Source organism: Lysobacter sp. CA199 (assembly GCF_052078715.1).
In the GTDB taxonomy this organism is placed as follows: Bacteria; Pseudomonadota; Gammaproteobacteria; order Xanthomonadales; family Xanthomonadaceae; genus Lysobacter.
In genome coordinates, this window is sequence record NZ_JBQJIL010000018.1 from 80,902 (window position 1) to 97,617 (window position 16,716).

The window sequence follows — 16,716 nt, forward strand, 5'->3', positions numbered from 1 at the left end:
AGAGACTTCAAGCGTTCTCGCATGAAAGGCCCTGGATTCCCGCCTTCGCGGGAATGACGAGCAAAAACGGAAGCCGCCCGATCGCCGCCACCCGCCACTCACCATCCGCTCCGCTCCCGGATTTATGATTCCCCCATGACCCCACCCGCCGCCCGCGACACCATCGCCGCCATTGCCACCGCCCCCGGCGCGGGCGGCGTCGGCATCGTGCGGTTGTCGGGCGCGCGTGCGAGAGAAATCGCCCAAACCATCGCCGCGCGCGACTTGCAGCCGCGCCACGCGCATTACGTGCGGTTCCGCGATGCGGCCGGCGCCACCATCGACGACGGCATCGCGCTCTACTTCGCCGCGCCGGCCAGCTACACCGGCGAGGACGTGGTCGAACTGCAGGCCCACGGCGGCCCGGCGTTGCTGGAAGAACTGCTTGCGCGCGTCTGCGCGCTCGGCGCGCGCCGGGCGCGACCCGGCGAATTCAGCGAACGCGCGTTTCTCGAAGGCCGGCTCGACCTGGCCCAGGCCGAAGCGGTCGCCGATCTGATCGCCGCCGCCGACGGCCGCGCGGCGCGCGCGGCGCGGCGCGCGCTCGACGGCGAGTTTTCGCGCCGGGTCGAAGCCTTGGCCGGCGAGGTGCTGGCGATCCGCGTGCACGTGGAAGCGGCGATCGATTTCGCCGACGAGCCGCTCGACACCCTCGGCGGTGCCGCCTTGCGCGCGCGCTTCGCCGCCGCGTCCTCATCGCTCGACGATCTGCTCGCCGCCGCCGAACGCGGCCGCCGTTTGCGCGACGGCCTGCATGCGGTGATCGTCGGCCCGCCCAATGCCGGCAAAAGTTCGCTGCTCAATGCACTGGCCGGCAGCGAGCGCGCCATCGTCACCGACATCGCCGGCACCACCCGCGATCTGTTGCACGAGACCGTGCGCCTGGACGGCGTCGAACTCACCCTGGTCGACACCGCGGGTCTGCGCGACGGCGGCGATGCGATCGAACGCGAAGGCATGCGCCGCGCGCGCGGCGAACTCACCCGCGCCGACCTGGCGATCGTGGTGCTCGATGCGCGCGACCCGCATACCGGCGTGGCATCGGTCGCCGACGCCATCGCCGACGTGCCCGCGCGGTTGTTCGTCTACAACAAGATCGACCTGCTCGAATCCGACTACGACTCACCCGGCCCGGCCGATATCGGCGGCGAGAACCGGGTGTTCGTCTCCGCGCAAACCGGCGCCGGCCTGGATACCTTGCACGCGCGGCTGCGCACACTCGCGCAGGGCGATGCCGCGGATGCGGCCGAAGGCGCGTTCACCGCGCGCGCGCGCCACGTCGACGCGCTGTTGCGCGCGCGCGAGGAACTCGACGATGCGCGCGCTCAGCTCGAACACGAGATGCTCGATCTCGCCGCCGAGGCTTTGCGCCAGGCGCACGACGCCTTGGGCGAAATCACCGGCCGCGTGCGCGCGGACGATCTGCTCGGGCATATTTTTTCGAGCTTCTGTATCGGGAAGTGAGGGCGTCGCGGCCGACAAACAACGATCAGCGCTTGCCCGTATGAGCCCGGCGTCGCCAGCCGCTCACCGAATGACCGCCGCAGCGACTGTAGGAGCGGCGCGAGCCGCGACCGCGAAACTGGCTTGCGTCGCAAGCGCGATGTCGTGGTCGCGGCTCGCGCCGCTCCTACAAGGGGAAGATCCGAGCGAGCTCAGGCCGCGTGTGGATAGTCGATATAACCCTGCGCGCCGCCGCCGAAGTAACGCGTGCGATCGCCTTCGCCGAGCGACAGATCGTGTTCGAGCCGATACGGCAGATCCGGATTGGCGATGAACGGCCGGCCGAAACCGATCAGGTCGGCCCAGCCGCTGCGCAACGCGCGTTCGGCGCGCTCCTTGGTGTAGCGGCCCGAATAGATCAGGCTGCTGCGGTAGACGATGCGCAAGGCTTCGCGGAACGCGTCGGGCATGTCGGGTGCGTCGTCCCAGTCGGCTTCGGCGATGTGGATGTAGGCCGCGCCGATGTCGTCGAGCAGTTTCGCCGCGGCGAGGTAGGTCGCCTGCGGAGTGTCGTCGACCGCGCCCTGCAAGGTCGTGAGCGGCGCCAGGCGCACGCCGAGGCGGCCCGGGCCGACGACGTCGAACACGGCTTGCGCGACTTCGCGCAGGAAACGCAGACGGTTGGGCAGGCTGCCGCCGTACTCGTCGTCGCGCGCGTTGGCTTGCGAGTCGATGAACTGATTGATGAGGTAGCCGTTGGCGCCATGCAATTCGACGCCATCGAAACCGGCTTCGAGCGCGTTGCGCGCGGCCTGCGCATAGTCGCCGACGATGCCGGCGATCTCCTCGACCCGCAGCGCGCGCGGCGCGGAGTGCTGGACCATCTCGCCGACGCCGGCTTCGGACCCGCGCCCTTCGACGTCGACGAAGACCTTGACGCCTTCGGCGAGCAGCGCTGAGGACGACACCGGCGCGGCGCCTTCGGCCTGCAGCGCGACATGGGAGACGCGGCCCACGTGCCACAGCTGGGCGAACATGCGCCCGCCCGCGGCATGCACCGCGTCGGTGACCTTGCGCCAACCGGCGATCTGCTCACGGGTGTAGATGCCCGGCGTCCAGGCGTAGCCCTGGCCTTGCTGGCTGATCTGGGTGCCTTCGCTGACGATCAAGCCGGCGCCGGCGCGCTGCGCGTAGTACTGCGCCATCAGCTCGGTGGCGACTTCGCCGTGGGCGGCGCGCGAGCGGGTCATCAGCGGCATGACGATGCGGTTGGGCAGGTCGAGTTCGCCGAGGTGGTGGGAGGTGAACAACATGGACGTTCTCTGGAAGTTCGGATTGGGGCTAGTTTCGGGATGTCGCGGGCCGGGAAAAATACGTCGGGCGGAGAATGATTTTTCCTTTGGATGCAAGAATCGGTGGCATGGCGCGGTAGTTGAGTTGGCGCGGTCGCGGCTTGCGCCGCTCCTACAGCTAGCCCATGTAGGAGCGGCGCAAGCCGCGACCACGACACTTCGCTTACGATGCCGCTACGCAAAAATCCGCTTCAACGAATCGCCACCGGATTGACCGTCACCTGCGTCGTCCCGGTGTAACGCGGCTGCCCGAGCACGAACAAGAACTCCCAGGCCTTGTCGCGCACCAACGCGCGCGAATCGATCAGCTCCAGGTTGTAGACGCCGTGCTTGGCCAGCATCAGCTGGTTCACCGGAAATTCCTCGTCGGTTTCGCCGGGCACGGCTTCCACCACCCAGGTGTCGCCGCCGATCGCGACCACGCCCCGGTCGATCAGGTACTGCGCCGCGTCCATGCCGATGCCCGGTTCGCCGGCGAGAAAGCGCGGATTGTCCTTTCCGATCAGTTCCAGCCAGCCGGTGTTGAATAGCACCACGTCGCCTTTGCGCAGCCGCAGTCCCTGCCTGTCGAGCACTGCGATCAGGTCGGCGCGGGTGAACACTTTGCCTTCGGGCACGATCGGCTGGCCGTAGAACGCGGTCATGTCGAGCACGATGCCGCGGGTGACCATCGGCGGAACCTTCTCCAGGCCGAGCTTGGTTAGCCCTTCCATGGTCACGATGTCCTGCGCGCGATGGCCGTTGTAGTAGACGTTGTCGATACCGATGTGGCCGATGCCGTTGAGCTGGGTGCCCACGCCGGTCCAGGCCACCACCAGTTCGTCGTTGAAGGTGAACTTGTTCGGCCCGGCGGTCAGGCCGGCCTGTTGCCCGGGCTGCACGTTGTAGAGCTTGAAACTGCGGTGGCGAAATGCCGGCAGGTCCTTGTTGATCTCAACGCCCAGCGGATAGGTCTTGCCGATCTTGACCAGCTTCGCGGCCTGCAGCACGACGTCGGGCGTGAGCAGGTTGGCTGCGCCGATTTCGTCGGCGTCGCCGTATTTGGACGGATACCAATCGGCCTTCGGCGCGGTTTGCGCGAACACCGGGGCAGCGAGCAGCGTCGCCGCCAGCAGCAGCGGTTTGAACGTACGCATGGGGTTTCTCCTGAGTGAGTCGCGCCGCCTCGCGCATCGGCGAAGCGGCGCGCGAGGATCAATCCCAGATCGGCGCCAGGCCATCGGGATCGGTCAGCCGTTCGTCGCGATCGAGCGTGGCGATGCGGGCCATGTCGTCGGCGTCCAGGCGCAAGGACGTCGCCAGCAGATTGCTCGCCAGGTTCTCGCGCTTGGTCGAGGACGGAATCACCGCGTAACCCAGCTGCATCGCCCAGGCCAACACGACCTGCGCCGGGGTGGCCTCGTGCTTGCGCGCGATCTCGACGATCAGCGGATCGCCCAGCGCCTTGCCGTAGGCCAGGGTCATGTACGAGGTCAGGTGGATGCCATTGGCTTGCGAGAACTCGGCGAGCTTGCGGTTCTGCAGGTACGGATGCAGTTCTACTTGATTGGTTGCGATTTCCTGCGCACCGACCGCGTCGATCGCGCGCCGGGCCAGATCGATATTGAAATTCGAAATGCCGATCGCGCGAGTCAGACCTTCCGACTTGGCTTGCGCGAGAGCAGTCATGAATTCAGCGACCGAAACAGCGTTCCCCGGCGACGGCCAATGGATGAGAGTCAGGTCGACCCGGTTGGTGCGCAGTTTGCTCAGGCTCTCGCGCAGGCTCGGGAACAGTTTGTCCTTGGACAGGTTGTCGACCCAGATCTTGGTGGTGATGAAGAGCTCATCGCGGGCCACGCCGCTATCGGCGATGGCTTGGCCGACCTCGGCCTCGTTGCCGTAGATCTGCGCGGTGTCGATGACGCGATAGCCGACTTCAAGGCCATTGCGGACCGAATCGATGACGGTCTGGCCCTTGAGACGGAAGGTGCCCAGACCGAAGGCGGGAATGTTCATTGACGAAAACCTCATGGCAAATGGGGGAGAGAAGCAACGAATCAGTGAGCGAGAACGGCTGCACCGGTGGCGCGATCAGGCAAACCGTCGCGGCGATCGAGCCAGCCGCTCAGCGCGGTCAGGCCGAACGCGCCGAGCACCACCAGCGCGCCGACCCACGGCGTATGGCCCAGGCCCATGTGGGTGACGACCAGACCACCGGCCCAGGAGCCGCCGGCGACGCCGAGATTGAATGCGGCGATGTTGAAACCGGCGGCGACATCGACCGCTTCCGGCGAATAGTGTTCGGCCTGCTTGACCACGTACACCTGCAGACCGGGCACGTTGCCGAACGCGACCGCGCCCCAGGCCAAGGCGGTGAGCACCACCAGCCATTGGCTGTGCGCGGTGAAGCTCAAGACCAACAACACCGCGGCCAACAGCAGGAAGATCGTCTTGAGCGCCTTGATCGGGCCCTGGCGATCGGCGAGCTTGCCGCCCCACACGTTGCCGACCGCGACCGAGATACCGTACGCCAGCAACACCAGGCTGACCATGTTCGGGCTGAAACCGGCGATGTCCTGCAGGATCGGCGCCAGATAGGTGAAGGCGATCAGCGAGCCGCCGTAACCGACCGCGGTCATCGCATACACCAGCAACAGGCGCGGCTGCAGCAGCACCGAGGCTTGCTTCAGCAACGGCGCCGGCGTGGCGTGCGCGATCTTCTTCGGCACGAACAACGCGCTGCCGAGCATCGCGATCAGACCGAACGCGGCGACCACGAGAAAGGTGGTGCGCCAACCGACGTGTTGGCCGATGAAGGTGCCCATCGGAATACCGGTGACAAAGGCCACGGTCATGCCGCTGAACATGGTCGCGATGGCGCTGGCGGCTTTTTCCTTCGGCACCAGGCTGGTGGCGATGATCGAGCCGACCGAGAAGAACACGCCGTGGGCGAGGCCGGTGAGGATGCGCGCGACGATCAGCGTGGTGTAACCCGGCGCCAACCATGCGACCAGGTTGCCGACGGTGAACAGCGCCATCAGCGCGACCAGCAGGGTCTTGCGCGGCACCCGGCCGGTCAGCGCGGTCAGTAGCGGCGCGCCGATGGCGACTCCGAGGGCGTACAGGCTGACCAGCAACCCGGCCGAGGGCAGGCTGACGCCGAGGTCGGCGGCGATGGTGGGGATCAGGCCGACGATGACGAACTCGGTGGTGCCGATGGCGAAGGCGCCGAGGGTCAGGGCCAACAGGGCGAGGGGCATGGCGGGCATCCGGTGGATCGGGATGCGCAGTGTCGGCCGACGGTCCTTGCAGAAAAACAGGGTTCTAATCGAATTACTTTTGATTAAAAATCAATAGTTGATGGGTATGGCGGACCCGGGGCAGTTTGGAGACATGTGCACGGTCGATGCCTGACCCAGCTTTGATCGGTGTTTTCGCCGACGCCCGATGCAGTCGTCGTCTAATTGCGGTAGCTGTCGATCAGCTTCCAGGTACCGGTGGCGCCATCGCGCAACTGAACTTTCACGCCACGCAGCTGAGCTGGATCGACCAGCCGCAGATTCACGCCCGATCGCGCGCCGGCATCGTACTCGCGGCCGGCCGGCCGATGATGGGTAAAGCACCCGCATGTTTTGCAGCGAAACCAGCGAAGTACCCGTCGGCCCCACACATAGCTTTCGAGCGCGCCGCGGGACGAGTGCACCGCGATCGTCCGCGCGGTGTAGTAGGCGAACAGCGGCTGGACCCGCACGCACATCGAGCAGTTGCACTGGGTCAGCACGCGTGGACGGCGCGGCAGCTGGATCGTGACGGCGCCGCAATGGCAGATCGCTTGGAGCATGGAGCCTCGCCGGGAACTTTCCGAAGGCAGCCACACTGTGCAACAGGCAAACCTCAGGATTCAATCGGCGAGGCGGATCCCGGCCGCTCCGATGCAGTCTCAATGATCGGCGCGCATCGAGTTGAGTATCACCAGCACCAACAGCAACACCGCCATCGCCGCAAAGAAAATCTTGACCCAGCTGTACGGCCGCTCGCCCGCGATCTGCCCGGTGTAGCCGTTGGCCAGAACCTGAAAACTGCGCGAGCCGTAGGTGTAGCTGACCAGCCACACTGGCACCAGGATGTGCTTGAAGGTGCGGCCGCGATACGTGGCCTGCACCTGCAGATTGCGTTGCGTATCGCCGGGTACTTCGGCCGAACACAGCGAACGGGTCTGCTCCTGCATCGACGCCTCGCTGCGCTGCGCGGCCTGGCGCAGATCGACCTGATAACGCTCGACCAGCCAGCCGCGCACGAATTCGGGCGAATACGGCTTCAGGTCGGTGGTGGTCGGGAACGTGCCGATCTTCTGCAGCAAGGCCGCGTGCACGCCGACCGTGCCGGGCACCAGTTCGTCGTTGAAGAAATGCTGCAACGAACCCGAGGCGTGCTCCCAGCGCACGCGCAGCACCTGACGGGTCTTGCGGTTGCCGTTCTCGGTGTAGCTCTCGGTGACGTAATAGTGATGACCCGCCTCGGCGGTCCAGGTGGCCGAGACGTGCGCGTCGAAGGTCCAGTACGGCAGGTACACGCCCTTGAGCGTGTCGGTCAGCGCCGCGCTCTTGAGTCGGTTGGGCGCGAACCAGCGCGTGCCGTACCACCTGCGGATGGCATCGCGCACTTGGCCGTCGCTGATCTTGAACGGCAGTACGCTCTGCGGCGTGATCGCATCGCCGAGCGATTGATGGTCGATGATCGACGGCGAGCCGCAGAATTCGCAGCGGTCGGCGACCTTGCCGTCGACGAACACCGAGATCGCGTGACAGCTGCGACACTGCACTTCGCGCCGTTGCCCGCCGTAACCGCGCTGCGCTTGCGGCGTGTCGGCCATGCTCTGCAGCAGGTCGAGCACGCTGCTGCCCTGCCGTGAGCCCTGCACACGCTTGCCGTCGGTCTGCACGCTCCAGCTGACGGCGACGCGCGGCCCGCCGCCGGGCGATCGCGCCAGCTGCTCTACGGCCGCGTGCGCGCCGGCGAGATCGGGATCCTGCGAACCCGAGGCGTCGGCCTGTGCGGCCGCGTGCGGCGGTGGCCCGTCGGCCGGCGCTTGCATGCGCTTGAGCGCTTCGAGCAGATCGTGCTCGACCACCGCCGCGCTGCCGTCGCCGGCCGCGACGGTGGCCTGATCCAACGGCACCACGGTGCCGCAATAAGGACAGGCCAGGGCTTGCTTGGCCGCATTCCATTGCAGATCCCCGCCGCACTCCGGGCAGGGATGCTTTCCGACCGTCGCGTTGTCCATCAGCCGCGCAGGAATTCTTCGAGCGCGGCCTTGGCGATGCGGGTGGCGCTGCCGATCTTGCGCGCCTTCAGGTCGCCGGCGGCGATCGCGGCCATCACGTCCTCGACCGACACCCCGAGCGTGGCGGCGGCCTGTTCGGGCGTGAGCACGTCCAGACCGCCGGCCGTGGCCGTCGCGGCACCGGCCGCGGGCGCTGCGGCGGTGTTGCCCTGCATGCTGCGCATCATTTCCTGGGCCATGCCGAAACCGATCGCCATCTGCGCCGCGCCGCCGGCTGCGCCGCCGTCGCTGCCGTTGGCCATCGAGGTACCCATCTGGAACTTGACGTAGTCGTTGAGGTTGCCGACCGCGCCCATGCTCGAGCGCGCGTCGATCGCCTTCTCCACTTCCGGCGGCACCGAAACGTTTTCCAGCACGAACGCGGTGATCTCGATGCCGTACTTGGAGGTCATCGCCGGGTTGATCACCGGCAACAGCGCCTCACCGAGTTCGCCGTAACGCGAAGCCACATCGAGCGCCGGCACCTTGGCGGTGGCCAAGGCGTCGGTGAAGACGCTGACGATGCGCGAACGCATGGTGTCGGCGAATTCGTCGAGGCGGAAATTCTGATCGGTGCCGGCCACCTCCTTGAGGAACTTGGGCGCGTCGACGATGCGGAAATCGTAGGTGCCGAACGCGCGCAGGCGGACGATGCCGAAATCGGCGTCGCGCATCATCACCGGGTTGGAGGTGCCCCACTTGTTGCCGGTGAACAAACGCGTGTTGAGGAAATAGACATCGCACTTGAACGGTGAATTGAAGCCGTACTTCCAGCCCAGGATGGTGGACAGGATCGGGATGTTCTCGGTCTTGAGCGTGTGCTTGCCGGGATTGAACAAATCGGCGTACTGGCCGGCGGCGACGAACTGCACCTGCTGCGACTCGCGCACGATCAGCTGGGCGCCGTTCTTGATCTCCTTGTCGTCGTCCGGGTAGCGGTACGACAGGGTGTCGCGCGAATCATCGGTCCACTCGATGATCTCCAGCAGCTCGCCCTTGATGAAACCCAGAATGCTCATGTTCCGCTCCCGCTTCCTGCCTGTGGTGCGGCGATTCTAGTGCACGGCGGTGGCGACCCGGCCAGGGGCGATCGCGGGCACCGGCCGGTGCGAACGGTCGGCGTGCCAAGTCTCGTCGCGCCGGCACACCCGGCCCGTTCGATGTCCGCCGCCGGGGTTGCGGCCGTCGCGACGCGGCCCGCGGCGGTGTGTTGCATATTTGAGACGGGGGTCTGGGACGGCGGCCCCGTGCGGCGCGCGGGGCCACGAGAATTGTGGCGGCGGTCGCGCGTTTGCACGCAAACCGACACAGTGGGTATCGGTGGCCGGCGCGATGGATGGCACACTCGGGGTCTGACGCCCATCGCGGGCATCAGGGCAACCTGAATGCTTGACAAACGCGGCCCGCTAGCGCGTCCTATCGGACGTGCGCCCGGCCCCGTATCGGACGGGTCTCGCGTACTTCAGGGGAGCTTTTATCAATGATCGTCGCTAACTATGACCGGCGTGACAGCCGGCTGTCCGTTGTAAAGCAGGTGTCCGCCGCGCTCGCGCTCGCTTGCGCGCTCGCCGCCTGCGGTAAGAAGGAAGACGCCGCGCCGGCCGCCGACGCGACGCCCGCGCCCGCCGCCGCCGCGCCAGTGGTGACCGCGCAGAACGCCGTTTCGGCCAAGGTCTCGGCCCTGACGGTCGACCAACTGCGCGAGGCCGCACGTAAGGCCTACGTGGAAAACCGTCTCTATGCGCCGGCCGAGGACAACGCCGTCGAGTACTACCTGGCCCTGCGCGAAAAAGCCCCGGCCGACGCGGCGGCGTCCAGCGCCTTGACCGATCTGCTGCCGATGACGGTGATCGCGACCGAACAGAGCGTGGGCCGCGAGGATTTCACCGAAGCCCAGCGCCTGGCCGCGTTGATCGAACGCGCCGACGCCCAGCACCCGGCGCTGGCGCGGCTCAAGACCAGCATCGCCGCCGGCCAGGATGGGGTGACCAAGCGCACCGAGCAGGAAAAGCTCACCGCCGAGGAGCAGGCCAAGAAGCAGGCCGAGCTGGAAAAACAGCGTCTGGATCAGCAGAAGCAACAGCAGCAGGCCGCCGCCCAGCAACTGGCGACCCAGCAGGCCGCCGACCGCCAGGCCGCGACCCAGCGCGCGGCCGAACAGCGCGCCGCCGAGCAGCGTGCGGCCGAACAACGCGCGTCTCCGGCCGAAGCGCCTACAACCGCCGCGCCCGAACGTGCGGCCCCGGCCGGCGCGTCGGCTTCGGCGAGCGATCTGCGCGCGGTGTCCACGCCGGCTCCGCGTTACCCGCCCGAGGCCCTGCGCGCCGGCACCTCCGGCGAGGTCCAGGTCGAGTTCACCGTCGGCACCGACGGTTCGGTCACCGCCGCGCGGGTGGTGCGCTCCAACCCGGCGCGCGTGTTCGATCGCGAAGCGGTCAACGCGGTGCGCAAGTGGCGCTTCCAGCCGGTTCCGGCGGCGGTCACCACGCGGCGCACGATCGGCTTCAATCCGGGCGGTTGATCGCATCGGTCGCGAGCCAGCGCAACAACAGAGCCCGGCAGCGTACGCCGGGCTTTTTTTTGCCCCCCATTCGTGAATGCCACCGACCCTACCGTTACCAACGACACCCTGCGCGCAAGCCGCGGCGACGTAAGTTCGACCGGTCATCCGACGCGATAGCCTCGGCCGCGACGCCCCGCGCGCGATACTGACACCCGCTATCGCCTCCCATCGTGCTTGCGAGGAACCGCCCATGAAACATTCGATCCTGGCCGCGTTGATAATCGCCGCCCTGTCTGCGCCGCTGGCGCATTCCGCGTCTGCGCCCGAGTTGATCCCGCGCGATCTGTTGTTCAGCAATCCCGAACGCACCAACGTCAAGGTCAGCCCCGACGGCAAGTACCTGAGCTGGGTCGCGCCCTTGAACGGCGTGTTGAACGTGTGGGCCGCGCCGATCGGCCACCTGGATCAGGCCAAACCGGTCACCGACGATCGTGCGCGCGGCATCACCAACTACGACTGGAGCCATCGCGCCGACACCGTGCTGTATGTGCGCGACAGCGGCGGCGACGAAAACTTCCACGTTTACGCCGCCAATCTGGCCAACGGCGCCAAGCGCGATCTCACCGACTATCCCAAGACCCGCGCCTCGATCGCCGAGGTCAGTGCGCTGCATCCCGATGCGATCTTGGTCAGCATGAACGACCGCGATCCGAAGTATTTCGACCTGTACCGGATCGATCTGATCAGCGGCCAGCGCAGCCTGGTGCAGAAGAACGAGCGCTTCGTCGGCTTCGTTACCGACCCGGATTTCAAGGTGCGTCTGGCCGTCGCGACCAATCCCGATGGCAGCAGGCAATTGCTCGAACCCGACGGCAAGGGCGGCTGGAAATCCACCGGTACGATCCCACTCGAGGACGCGCTGACCACCCGGATGCTGGGCTACACCACCGACGGCAAGACCTTGTACTCGATGGATTCGCGCGGACGCGACACCGCCGCGCTGTACGCGACCGACGCTGCCAGCGGCAAGAAGACCCTGCTGCTGGAAAACCCACGCGCCGATCTCAGCGGCATCCTGGTCGACGCGCGCAGCGGCGAGGCGCGCGCGGCCTCGGTGAACTATCTGCGCGAGGAATGGACGCCGATCGGCGATGCCTTCGCCGCCGACCTCAAGACGCTGGCCGCGTTGGGCCCGGGTGAAGTCTCGGTCAGCGCGCAGACCTTGGACGACAAGATCTGGATCGTGTCCTACTCGGCCGCAGAATCGCCGGGGACCTACTACCGCTACGACCGCGGCAGCAAAGGCGAAGGCAAGTTGACCAAGCTGTTCGACATGCGTCCAGCGCTGGCCGGCAAACCGCTGGTGCCGATGCATCCGGTGGAAATCCGCTCGCGTGACGGCCTGAACCTGGTCTCGTATCTGACCTTGCCGCAGGGCGCCGATACCGACGGCGATGGCCGCGCCGACAAACCGGTGCCGATGGTGTTGTTCGTGCACGGCGGGCCGTGGGCGCGCGACGACTACGGTTACACCGGCAGTTACCAGTGGCTGGCCAATCGCGGCTACGCGGTGCTCAATGTCAACTATCGCGGCTCCACCGGCTTCGGCAAGAATTTTCTCAACAAGGCCGACGGCGAATTCGCCGGCAAGATGCACGACGACCTGCTCGACGCCGTGCAGTGGGCCGTGCGCGAAGGGGTGACCACAAAGGATCAGGTCGCGATCATGGGCGGCAGCTACGGCGGTTATGCCACGCTGGTCGGACTGACCTTCACGCCGACCACCTTCAAGTGCGGCGTGGACATCGTCGGCCCGGTCAATCTGGTCACGCTGATCAATTCCTTCCCCGCGTATTGGGGGCCGCAGCTGGAATCGACCTGGTACAAGCGGGTCGGCGATCCGCGCACCGAGGCCGGTCGCAAATCGCTGACCGAACGCTCACCGTTGACGCGCGTGGATGCGATCAGCCGGCCCTTGCTGATCGGGCATGGCGCCAACGATCCGCGCGTGATCCAGGCCGAAAGCGATGCCTTGGTCGCGGCGATGAAGAAGAAAGGCACGCCGGTGACTTATGCGCTGTTTCCCGATGAAGGCCACGGCTTCCAGCGTCCGGAAAACCGCAAGGCCTTCAACGCGGTGGCCGAAGGTTTCCTCGGCGAATGTCTGGGCGGCCGGGTGGAACCGATCGGAAGCGACTTCAACGGTTCCAGCCTGCAAGTGACGGACGGCGCCGATCAGGTCCAAGGGCTGGTCGATGCGCTGAAGTCGCACAAGGCCGAGGTCAAGAAGTAAACGGCGCCTGCGCATCGGCAGTCGCGGGACTTCGCGACTGCCGATCGTCGTGGCATGCAGTGGGCGCGCCGGCGCGCCCGCCGATCAGCCCGAGATCGCCAACTGCTCGTTGTGATAACGCCGTACTGCCGCGATCCACAACAGCGCGGCCAGGCCGAAGCCGCAGGCCAGATACACCGCCCAGGTCTGACCCGGAATCGCTTCGCCGCGGATCACCTTCAGCAGCATCTGGTTCTGGGCCAGGAACGGCACCGTGAACTGCCACAGCTGGGTCTTGAGCGGATAGACGATCAACACGAAGGTCGGAATCAGCGGCATCAGCATCAGCCAGGTGATGTGGCTCTGCGCCTCTTTCAGGCTCTTGGCGGTGGCCGACAGATAGGTCAGCAACGCAGTGCCGATGAACAACATCGGCATCAGGATCAGCAGCATCTTGCCGATCGCCGGCAGACTCACGTCGAGCATGCGCCCGATCCCGCTGCTCATCTGCGCACTGAGCTTGAACGCGAGCAGGGTCAGCAGCAGCGAGAACAGGCCCAGGATGCAGGCCGCGGCGATCTTGCCGCTGACGATCGCGCCGCGCGCCGCCGGCGTGGCCAGCAGCGGCTCCAGCGATTGGCGTTCGCGCTCGCCGGCGGTGGCGTCGATGATCAGGTACGCGCCGCCGGCGAAGGAGGTCATGATCAGCAAGTACGGCAGCAGCGCCGACAACATCAGACCGCGCTTGGCTTCCGGCGTGGCCACGTCGCGGTCGCCGACGTTGACCGGCTGGGCGACGTTGGCCGACAGACCGCGTGCGAGCAGGCGCAGCGCGCCGACCTGGCGGCTGTAGCCCTCCACCGCCGCGCGCAGGCGCCGGCTGGGGATGTCGGCGTCGCGGCGGGTGCTGTCCTGGACGATCTCGACCAGCGCCGGTTCCCCGTCGTTCCAGCTTTGCGCGTAATCCTTGCCGACGATCAGGCCGACATCGTGCTGCTGGCTGCGGATCGACGCGTCCAGATCGGCCGGCGCGGGCACCGCGACGATGTTCTGGGTGGCCAGGAACTTGATCAGGTTCGGCGCGTGTTCGGCGCCGCGCACCGGTACTCGCAGCGAGGTATCGAGCTGGGTGCGTGCGCGGTGCTCGATCAGTGAGCCCATGCCCAGCATCAATAACGGATACAGCAGCGGACCCATCAGCAGGGCGATGGCCAGGGTGCGGCGGTCGCGCGAGATGTCGCGCAGTTCCTTGCGGATCACCGACCACACGGCGGCGAAAGTACGGGTGTTCATGCGTGCAGTCCTTCTTCGCTGCCGATCGCCTTGACGAAGGCGTCTTCCAGATTGTTCTCGCCGGTCAGCGCGCGCAGTTCGTCGGCGCTGCCGGCGGCGACGACTTGTCCCTTTGCAATGATCACGATGCGGTCGCACAGCGCCGCCACCTCTTGCATGATGTGGCTGGAGAAGATCACGCAGCGTCCTTCTTCGCGCAGTCCGCGCAGGAATCCGCGCATCGCGCGCGTGGTCATCACGTCCAGGCCGTTGGTCGGCTCGTCCAGGATCACGTTGCGCGGATCGTGCACCAGCGCGCGGGCGATCGCGGTCTTGGTGCGCTGGCCTTGTGAGAAGCCTTCGGTCTGGCGATCGAGAATGTCGTCCATGTCCAGCGCCTGCGACAACGCGCGGGTGCGCTGGTCGATCTGCGCGCGGCTCATGCCGTGCAGTTCGCCGAAGTAGGCGATGTTCTCGCGCGCAGTCAGACGCTTGTAGACGCCGCGCGCATCGGGCAACACGCCCAGCGCGCGCCGCACCGCGGCCGGTTGCTTGGCCGCGTCGATCCCGTCGACCCGGACTTCGCCGCGGTCGGGTTGCATCAGCGTGTAGAGCATGCGCAGCGTGGTGGTCTTGCCGGCGCCGTTGGGGCCGAGCAGGCCGGTGATCTGGCCGTCGCGGGCTTCGAAGTCGACCCCTTGCACGGCCTGGACCAGGCCGGTCTTGGTCTTGAAGGATTTATGCAGATCGTGGGCGGTGATCATAAGGATCCGGGAATGGGGAATGGGGAACGGGGAACAGGGAATGGTGAGAGCGGCGTGTCGGGGCGCAGACGGGTTGGAACGAGTCCCGATTCCCCTCTCGCGCTCTTACGGTTCCCACCCATTGAACGAAACGAACGGCGGCACGTAGCCCAGGGTGTCCAGGCAGCGCGCGTCCAGCTTCTTGGCGTCGGCGGTTTCGATGAACTGTCCCAGCAGCTTGGGCGTGCAGCCCACGCGCAGGGCGCCGTGGCCTTGGCCGCGCAGGATCAGATGACGGCCGTTGGGCAGGTGCTTGACGACCTGGTCGCCGTAACGCGGCGGAGTGACCGGATCGAGTTCGCCCGACAGCAGCAGCACCGGCAGCGAGGATTTGAACGGCTCGTGGAAGTTCTTCGGCCGTTGCCCGGTCGGCCAGACCTTGCATTGCGCGCCCAGCACCTTGGGCATGGCGTTGCCGAGCACGGTGTCGGCGTCGGCGGGATCGACGACGAACAGGTCGGCGTCCTCGGCGCAGCTCACCGACAACTGCATGCCGTAGTTGAGTTCTTCGCTGAGCTGCTTGCCGAACATCTTCGACAGCGACATCAGCGGCGCGTAGCGGCCCCGGTCGGCTTCGTTGAGCACCAACGGCAGCAGTGCGGCCGCTTGCGGCCCGTAGGAGAACATGCGCGTGAGCATCGCCACGTGGCCGGCGGTGACGCGTTCGCGCAGTTGCTCGCCGGTGCTGGGATCGCGGTAGTCGACTTCGACCGGCGCGGCCTGCAGACGCGCCATCAACTGGCGCAGCTGCTCGCGCGGATCGGCGCCGAAGCGGTCGCGGCACGCCGGGGTCTGCTGGCACAGCTTGAATTGCCCGGCCAGCGCCGCGTCCAGATTGCGCGCGTGTTCGCTGCCCAGCACCAGTTCGTTGGGCGCCACGCCGTCGAGCACCACCGTGCGGGTGTGCTGCGGGTAACGTCCGGCGAACTGCTGGGCCACGCGGGTGCCGTAGGACACGCCGACCACATCGATCCGGGCCGCGCCGATCGCCGCGCGCACCGCGTCCAGATCGGCGATCGCGTCGGTGGTGGTGAAGTAGCGCGCATCCACGCTCAGCGCCTTGGCGCAGCGTTCCACCGCGACGACCGAGTTGTCGATCATCGTCTGTTCGCTCTGGGTGCCGTCGTCTTCGCCGACCGCGTCGCGGCAGGTCAGCGGGGTCGACTGGCCGGTGCCACGCTGATCGACCAACACGATGTTGCGGCGCTTGCGCACATCGCGGAACGCGCCGTCGATCAACGGCCACGATTCGGTCGCGGCCTGGCCGGGACCGCCGGCGAGGAAGAACACCGGATCGGCTTCGGCCGCGCCTTCTTCGGTGGCCGGCAGCCACGCCACGCGCAGGCTGATCTTGCGGCCCTTGGGCTCGGCGTGATTGAGCGGCACCTCGAACCGCGCGCATTGCGCGGCGATGGTGCCGGCGGCATAGGCCGATGACAGCGTGCACGGATCGAACGCGATCCGGCCGTAAAGACGCTTGGCCGCAGCGTCCGCGTCGCCGCCGACGGCTTGATCGGCGGACGTCGCGCCGCCGCGGCCGCAGCCGCTCAGCGCCAGTGCCGCCAACGCCGCGGCCAAAGCGAGGGCCATGCCAGGCGGCCGCTGATCCTTCGTGTTGCTGTGCATGTTCGGTTTCTCATCCCAGGCGGGTGCGCCTTCAAGAATGACAGACCGGGGCTGCGGGAAGAATGTGACTGTTCGAAGTGGACTAAAAGAGCCAGCGGTTA

At 66.8% G+C, this 16,716-nt stretch carries 13 protein-coding genes; 3 read left to right on the plus strand and 10 right to left on the minus strand.

Going from position 1 to position 16,716, the window contains the following annotated elements:
• Window positions 1-135 precede the first annotated feature (135 nt).
• Complete coding sequence (mnmE, locus tag ACTOWJ_RS27640; protein WP_441337849.1) at window positions 136-1,503, plus strand: tRNA uridine-5-carboxymethylaminomethyl(34) synthesis GTPase MnmE; 1,368 nt, start codon at window positions 136-138, stop codon at window positions 1,501-1,503.
• 191 nt (window positions 1,504-1,694) lie between these two features.
• Here the strand turns inward: mnmE and ACTOWJ_RS27645 are convergent, their stop codons facing one another.
• The 7 genes from ACTOWJ_RS27645 to ACTOWJ_RS27675 all read right to left on the minus strand — a co-directional run bounded on the left by ACTOWJ_RS27645 (window position 1,695) and on the right by ACTOWJ_RS27675 (window position 9,158).
• The gene (locus tag ACTOWJ_RS27645; protein WP_441337850.1) at window positions 1,695-2,795 is read right to left on the minus strand and encodes an alkene reductase; all 1,101 of its coding nucleotides are present in this window, start codon (window positions 2,793-2,795) and stop codon (window positions 1,695-1,697) included.
• A gap of 230 nt (window positions 2,796-3,025) precedes the next feature.
• Window positions 3,026-3,970 carry a cyclase family protein gene (locus tag ACTOWJ_RS27650; protein WP_441337851.1) on the minus strand — a complete coding sequence of 315 codons (945 nt, stop codon included), beginning with the start codon at window positions 3,968-3,970 and terminating at the stop codon, window positions 3,026-3,028.
• Window positions 3,971-4,028: 58 nt separating this feature from the next.
• Complete coding sequence (dkgB, locus tag ACTOWJ_RS27655; protein WP_441337852.1) at window positions 4,029-4,832, minus strand: 2,5-didehydrogluconate reductase DkgB; 804 nt, start codon at window positions 4,830-4,832, stop codon at window positions 4,029-4,031.
• 41 nt (window positions 4,833-4,873) lie between these two features.
• Window positions 4,874-6,076 (minus strand): MFS transporter, encoded by a 1,203-nt coding sequence (locus tag ACTOWJ_RS27660; protein WP_441337853.1) that lies wholly within the window; start codon window positions 6,074-6,076, stop codon window positions 4,874-4,876.
• A 200-nt stretch (window positions 6,077-6,276) separates the two neighbouring features.
• Window positions 6,277-6,657, minus strand: coding sequence for a GFA family protein (locus ACTOWJ_RS27665; RefSeq protein ID WP_441337854.1), 381 nt, complete (start codon window positions 6,655-6,657; stop codon window positions 6,277-6,279).
• A gap of 99 nt (window positions 6,658-6,756) precedes the next feature.
• Window positions 6,757-8,100 carry a hypothetical protein gene (locus ACTOWJ_RS27670; protein WP_441337855.1) on the minus strand — a complete coding sequence of 448 codons (1,344 nt, stop codon included), beginning with the start codon at window positions 8,098-8,100 and terminating at the stop codon, window positions 6,757-6,759.
• Window positions 8,100-9,158, minus strand: a complete 1,059-nt coding sequence (locus tag ACTOWJ_RS27675; protein ID WP_441337856.1) for an SPFH domain-containing protein — start codon at window positions 9,156-9,158, stop codon at window positions 8,100-8,102. Before ACTOWJ_RS27675 ends, ACTOWJ_RS27670 begins: the two co-directional genes overlap by 1 nt.
• Window positions 9,159-9,619: 461 nt before the next feature.
• Here ACTOWJ_RS27675 and ACTOWJ_RS27680 point away from each other — a divergent pair, with 461 nt between their 5' ends.
• Window positions 9,620-10,660, plus strand: a complete 1,041-nt coding sequence (locus ACTOWJ_RS27680; RefSeq protein WP_441337857.1) for an energy transducer TonB — start codon at window positions 9,620-9,622, stop codon at window positions 10,658-10,660.
• Between the two features lie 232 nt (window positions 10,661-10,892).
• The gene (locus ACTOWJ_RS27685) at window positions 10,893-12,935 is read left to right on the plus strand and encodes a S9 family peptidase (protein WP_441337858.1); all 2,043 of its coding nucleotides are present in this window, start codon (window positions 10,893-10,895) and stop codon (window positions 12,933-12,935) included.
• Window positions 12,936-13,019: 84 nt separating this feature from the next.
• Here ACTOWJ_RS27685 and ACTOWJ_RS27690 read toward each other — a convergent pair whose 3' ends face one another.
• The 3 genes from ACTOWJ_RS27690 to ACTOWJ_RS27700 all read right to left on the minus strand — a co-directional run bounded on the left by ACTOWJ_RS27690 (window position 13,020) and on the right by ACTOWJ_RS27700 (window position 16,615).
• A complete protein-coding gene (locus tag ACTOWJ_RS27690; RefSeq protein WP_441337859.1) occupies window positions 13,020-14,207 on the minus strand; it encodes an ABC transporter permease in 1,188 nt (395 codons plus the stop codon).
• Entirely contained in the window at window positions 14,204-14,950 is a 747-nt protein-coding gene (locus ACTOWJ_RS27695) for an ABC transporter ATP-binding protein (RefSeq protein ID WP_441337860.1), read from the minus strand. The genes ACTOWJ_RS27690 and ACTOWJ_RS27695 overlap by 4 nt, the downstream gene beginning before the upstream one ends.
• Window positions 14,951-15,055: 105 nt before the next feature.
• Complete coding sequence (locus ACTOWJ_RS27700; RefSeq protein WP_441337861.1) at window positions 15,056-16,615, minus strand: alpha/beta hydrolase; 1,560 nt, start codon at window positions 16,613-16,615, stop codon at window positions 15,056-15,058.
• Window positions 16,616-16,716: the final 101 nt, after the last annotated feature.